5 protein-coding genes and 1 pseudogene are annotated in these 5019 nt (G+C 62.0%); 2 read left to right on the forward strand and 4 right to left on the reverse strand.

The window, feature by feature from the left end; translation table 11 throughout:
* Positions 1-530, forward strand: a pseudogene (locus BLS52_RS18055) (IS5 family transposase); the annotation flags it as partial.
* A gap of 1036 nt (positions 531-1566) precedes the next feature.
* Here BLS52_RS18055 and BLS52_RS18065 read toward each other — a convergent pair.
* The 3 genes from BLS52_RS18065 to BLS52_RS18075 all read right to left on the reverse strand — a co-directional run bounded on the left by BLS52_RS18065 (position 1567) and on the right by BLS52_RS18075 (position 4061).
* Positions 1567-1824, reverse strand: a complete 258-nt coding sequence (locus BLS52_RS18065) for a hypothetical protein (protein ID WP_090588567.1) — start codon at positions 1822-1824, stop codon at positions 1567-1569.
* A 66-nt stretch (positions 1825-1890) separates the two neighbouring features.
* Positions 1891-2763, reverse strand: coding sequence for an alpha/beta hydrolase family protein (locus tag BLS52_RS18070; RefSeq protein ID WP_245702943.1), 873 nt, complete (start codon positions 2761-2763; stop codon positions 1891-1893).
* Positions 2764-3038: 275 nt separating this feature from the next.
* Positions 3039-4061, reverse strand: a complete 1023-nt coding sequence (locus BLS52_RS18075; RefSeq protein ID WP_090588568.1) for a DUF6545 domain-containing protein — start codon at positions 4059-4061, stop codon at positions 3039-3041.
* Positions 4062-4168: 107 nt separating this feature from the next.
* Between BLS52_RS18075 and BLS52_RS18625 the strand changes: the two genes are divergently transcribed.
* Positions 4169-4399: a hypothetical protein gene (locus BLS52_RS18625; protein ID WP_156929933.1), complete on the forward strand. Its 231-nt coding sequence runs from the start codon at positions 4169-4171 to the stop codon at positions 4397-4399.
* Positions 4400-4587: 188 nt separating this feature from the next.
* On the opposite strand, the gene BLS52_RS18085 is transcribed toward BLS52_RS18625, so the two are convergent.
* Positions 4588-5010, reverse strand: a complete 423-nt coding sequence (locus BLS52_RS18085) for a hypothetical protein (RefSeq protein ID WP_026543776.1) — start codon at positions 5008-5010, stop codon at positions 4588-4590.
* Positions 5011-5019 lie beyond the last annotated feature (9 nt).

Raw genomic sequence — 5019 nt, forward strand, 5'->3', positions numbered from 1 at the left:
GCGGACCGCACAGGGGGCAGGAGCGAGTTACAAGTTTCTGCCCGACGAGCCAGCTGATCACGCGATTGGACGCTCAAGAGGCGGGCTGACCACCAAAATCCATGCCCTCACCGACCGGGCATGCGCACCGGTCACGATGCTGCTCACACCCGGCCAGGCCGGAGATAACCCGCAGCTGCTGCCGCTACTTGAAGTCCACAAGCTCCAGGACGGGCACCCGGTTCCGGTTGCTCGCCGATAAGGCGTACTCCCACCCCTCAACCCGCAGCGAACTGCGCTCCCGCAGGATCAAGCACACCATCCCGGAACGCTCAGACCAGATCCAACGGCGCAAAGCCAAAGGCTCCGCAGGCGGCAGGCCACCGTCCTTCGACCCCGCGACCTACAAAGAACGCAACACCGTCGAACGCGGCTTCAACCGCCTCAAACACTGGCGCGGAATCGCCACCCGATACGACAAATACGCCACGACGTTCCTCGGCGGCGTACTACTCACCGCGATGGTCACATTCCACCGAGTCCACAATTAACAGACACGACCTAGGTCCTTACGCCGGAGATGAGAGGGCCCTACAACAGTCCCCCACCAATTAGCGGTACGATCCTAGGGGTTCTGCCTGGGCTCCACAGGGGAGGGTGCTGCCCTGAGGTTAACGTTTGCATGGGCTTCCTGCTCAGCGGCGGCTTGCGCTTGGCGCTCAGCCCGATCGGCGCCGAAAATCGCGCGCATCGCGAAGTAAAAAATGGCTCCGACACCCGCCGACGGCAATAGTACGGCTATATATTCCACACCTGAAGCCTAATACGGGTTGTTAGGAACCCCGCAAAAGAGAGGAATCAGAAGAGCTGTGATATTCAGACCAAGATCGCTCTGGACTAGAACGCGGCTGTACGTTCGACTGCCATACTGGGTGAAATTGTGGGGAAAAATTCATCCCCCTGGTACCTGTCAGATGCGATTTATCGTTCCCGGCTCCGCTTTGAGCTAGGGTAATTCCGATCTCCTCCCCTACCTACGAGTTCAGCTCCTTGATCGCGGCAGCAGTGCGCTCGTAAGCATTCGAGATATATTCCTCAAGCTCAGAAGCCTGGACTCGCCACTAACCACGGCCAACACCCGAATCGCCGGCAGATCCCCACGCTGATCAGCGCCACGATCTGGGATCGGCCGTGGCCAGTTCGGCTGCGACGTCCTTGACGGTCAGGAAAGCGTGGACCCGGGTGTTCTGCGCTCAATTGGTTTCCTCAAGATGACAAAAAGTGTGGTGTGGGAGCGGGAGCCTGCACCACACAGCACCGGCCCCCAGATTTTTTCTTATTTTCCCCGCGAATTGGGAAATCTATTCAGTTGTCTCTCTTCTTCCAGGCTCCGTCTGCCGGTCCGTATGGCCCCTAGTGGTACGGGTTCGCACGGCTGGCCGCCGTAATGTTCGCGCTGAATCCGGCGCACCCCTTTAAGGACCGCCTTCTCGATCCAGTCTTGCCACGGACGCATACCCCCAACAGGGCCTGTGGGCAGAAGCGATGAACGAGGCAGGTTTCCGTTTACTTATACAACCTTCCCTATCACCGCCTGAGTACCGGACGCGTGTGCCAATGCCGGCGCCCGGACCCGCCGGCGGGCTTGTCGCCCTGCGGGGTGATGCGTTGGAGCAGGGCATCGTGGGCCTGCTGCAGGGTTTCGGCTCGCGCGACCGCTGCGGCGAAGTCCGCGGCGAGAGTACCTCCTTCCGCACGCGCGCTGGCTGCAGCCCCTTCTCCCTGTCCTGCCCGGGTTTCGGCTGCTGTAGCCAGGTTGGCGGACGTGGCGAGCTCTACTTTCAAGGCCGCGGCTTCGGCGGCCTTTTCGTCGGAAACCTCGCGCGACCTCTCCCGCCGCGGGGCTTAACCTCAGCTGGCGTCAGCGTTGACGTGTGCCAAAAGCCACGCGGTGACCGTCGATTGCCAGCGTTCGGGGTCGGAGTTCCATGACAGTGTGTGGCCGGCTGTGAAGGCTTCGAACTCAACGAGGTCGGGGCGCAGGTCGCGAAGGGTCTGCGAGACCTGAGTTGGGGCGGAGTCGTCTTGGGTCCCGTGGATGATCAGTGTGGGCACAGCGAGTTCTGCGGCGCGTGCGACCCAATCAAGATCCCGAAGCGGGATGGCCGTCGGCAGACCGGTCATGCGTGACAACAGGGGAAGCGCGAGCCACGGAATAGCAAGGATGCCTGATGCGGCAGGCAGCCCGCTCCGAACGCAATTCGCCTTGATCACCGTAACCCAGTCGAGCACCGGAGACTCCAGCACAACCCCCACGATGATGCCGTTGTAGCGTGCACGGTCGACGAGTTGCAGAGCGATCGTGGCGCCCATTGACCATCCGAAGAGAATGATCCGATGTGCTCCGTGTTGTATCGCGTAATGTACTGCTGCTTCGGCATCCTCGACTTCCGTGAACCCAAGCGAGGACCGGCCAGGTCCCGCCTTCGGCCCTTCTCCATCGTTTCGATAAGTGATGACGAGCGATGTGTAGCCCAGGTCCGAAGCGACCCGCACTCCGCGCAGTGTGCCCGCTCGGGTGCTCCCCAGACCATGAACGTGGATCGCCCACGTCGAGCGGTCACTCTCTTCCTCCAGGAGCCAGGCCGGAGCACTTCCCACGACGGTGTCAATCGCGACTTCTCGGGCGGAAAGGCCGGCATCAGTTGGGCTCGCAAAGTAGATCCCGCTCCATGAGGTTCGATCGCCAGCCGCCAGGGCGAAGCCGGCAGAAGCGCTTGTCACGAGCCGTGCGATTCGACCTGGCCCTCGATCGAAGACTTCGGCAGAGAGTTGAGCCCAGCCGCCATTCTCGAACCATAGGTTGTAGATGCCATCCGCGACTGTCTGGCGCGTTCGGTCCAAGACGATCAAGCAGCGATCACCGTCGCGCTCCACGTCACGTACGACGAGGTCGAATCTCCTCGGGCCTGCGGATGCCGTCAACCGCCGAGCAATGCCCCAACCGAGGCCCAACCCGCATGCAGTCAGCAACACCGCTCCCGCGGCGAGGAGGCGTTTCAAACGTGCCCTCGTTCGGAACCACGGCGAGTTGAAGAAGAGTCGGCTGCCTGCGCCCCCCGTCCGTCGAGCCCAAGGAGGTGGTCCTCCGCCCGCCCCAGAAGTGCGCGCTCGTGACCGGTTACCTCAAACGAGACGCGTGGATCGATCATGGCATCGCGGATTTCGACGATCTCTCGATGAAGGCGCGTCTCGGGCTCCTCCATGTTGGTGGCCGAAGAGTGCGTCTGGCTCAACCCCGGGCGAACGAGCGTCGCCCGACGCCAGATGGGCTCCAGCTCGTTCACCAGCGCACCAGTTCTCACGCCCCGTGAACGATCTCGCATGTAGCGGACGGCTGATTGCCCTGCCAAACCAGTGCATAGGAAGACGAACGTCAGCAAGTAGAGAGGCCCGTATGCCGCGGCGACGGCGTCCATCAAATCGAGGTTGCCAACGACGTGCGCGACGTCCATGATCAGGACGACCAGGCACAGTGCGACTCCAAAAGCCGATCCAAGAAGCAGCAAGCCGGCGGGAATGCGCTGAGCGCCATCGCCCAGGCGATATTGACGTCCCGCGAGGATCAACATCGCTGCGACCACGATTCCGCAGTACGTGAAGCCGATCATTGAGTAGGTGGCAGCCGCAGGCTGCGCTCCGAGGTCGCTCATAAAGGTCGTCGTCGTCGCCCCCCGGTCGATGAGCAGAAAAGCAAACCCAACCCCGACGAGTGAGAGGAGGAGCGCCGGAAGACCCAGGGCGACACGCACCAGTCTTGGTCGATACCCTCCGGCTTTCATGATCCCCCGGCCGAGGAAAAAGAGTCCGATCATCAACGCGCCATCGGCGACAAGTGTTGCCATGTTGGTCGCGCCAAGGGCCGTATCAACCGTGCTGTAGATCGCGTCCACGTTGAGGGTCATCGCGACGGAAATGGTCAGTGCAGCGTACGTGATGCTGCGCTCCGTGCGTCTGCGCCGCAGGATGAGCAGACTCACCACGAGCACCCACATGAGTACCGCGACAAGTGCCTGGATCACCCGAAAATCTCCGAATATCGGGACTCCGCGAAGGCCGATGCTCGGATCGCAGCGGCGAGCCGATCGGCCACGGACTCCGCAGCGATCTCGCTCTCAGAATTGGGATCTTGCCGTCTGAGCAAGCGCCCGCGCGTGTGCGCTGGGATGTCGGGGAGCAAGACGTCGTCAACCGCGCATTCGTCGCCCTGGCCGTGGCCAAGGAGCATATGGGCGAACTCGTGGAGGACGAACTGCTGACGATGCAGGACCGAGTCGCTGCCAGCGTGGAGGACGAGGTCTTCGGAGTCCATGATCAGCCACAGCGCGCAGATCCCGTCGTGGTCACCGAGCTCCGCTAGTTCGACGACGCGGAGCTTGCGCTGCCTATAATTCTGCATCGCTTGGCACAATTCATCGAACGTAAAAGTGCTGTCCAGCGCCAGGCTCGCTACGGCCGTCGACACGGTCTGTTCGATGTTCAAAGTGCGGTCGCTCTCCTCCGGGAGCATGCCGATGCCGGCTCCGTGTGGAGCGGCGCCGTCACTGCTCAGGTGTGTGTCACTTCTTCATCCAGGAACCTGCTGATCGCCTGGAGCGCCTTCGGTGATATATCCCCCAGCGTGCGTGCCGCGTACGACTTCACCTTGGCCGCCCGCATCGAGCGCACGAGATCCAGCTGCGCACTCACTTTAGCCGGAATAGGCGCGTCGCCCTCCCCCGCCAGGAAGGCCGCATCCACGTCGAAGAATGCCGCCAATCCCTCGAAGACCGCAGCGTCCTGCACAAACCTGTGGCCGTTCACCATGTACGTCCACCGTGACCTCGACAGACTAGTTCCGCGCTGATCAAGGTAGGCCGCGATCTGCGAGTAGGTCGGTTCGGAACCCGACTCGGCGATCGCGACATCCAGCAGGAGCCGCAGACGCTTCGCGAGGTCCTGCGCCGCTGCCTTGTTCTCGTCTTCTGTCATTTTCGTTTG

The organism is Arthrobacter subterraneus (assembly GCF_900099735.1).
Lineage (GTDB): Bacteria > Actinomycetota > Actinomycetes > Actinomycetales > Micrococcaceae > Arthrobacter_D > Arthrobacter_D subterraneus.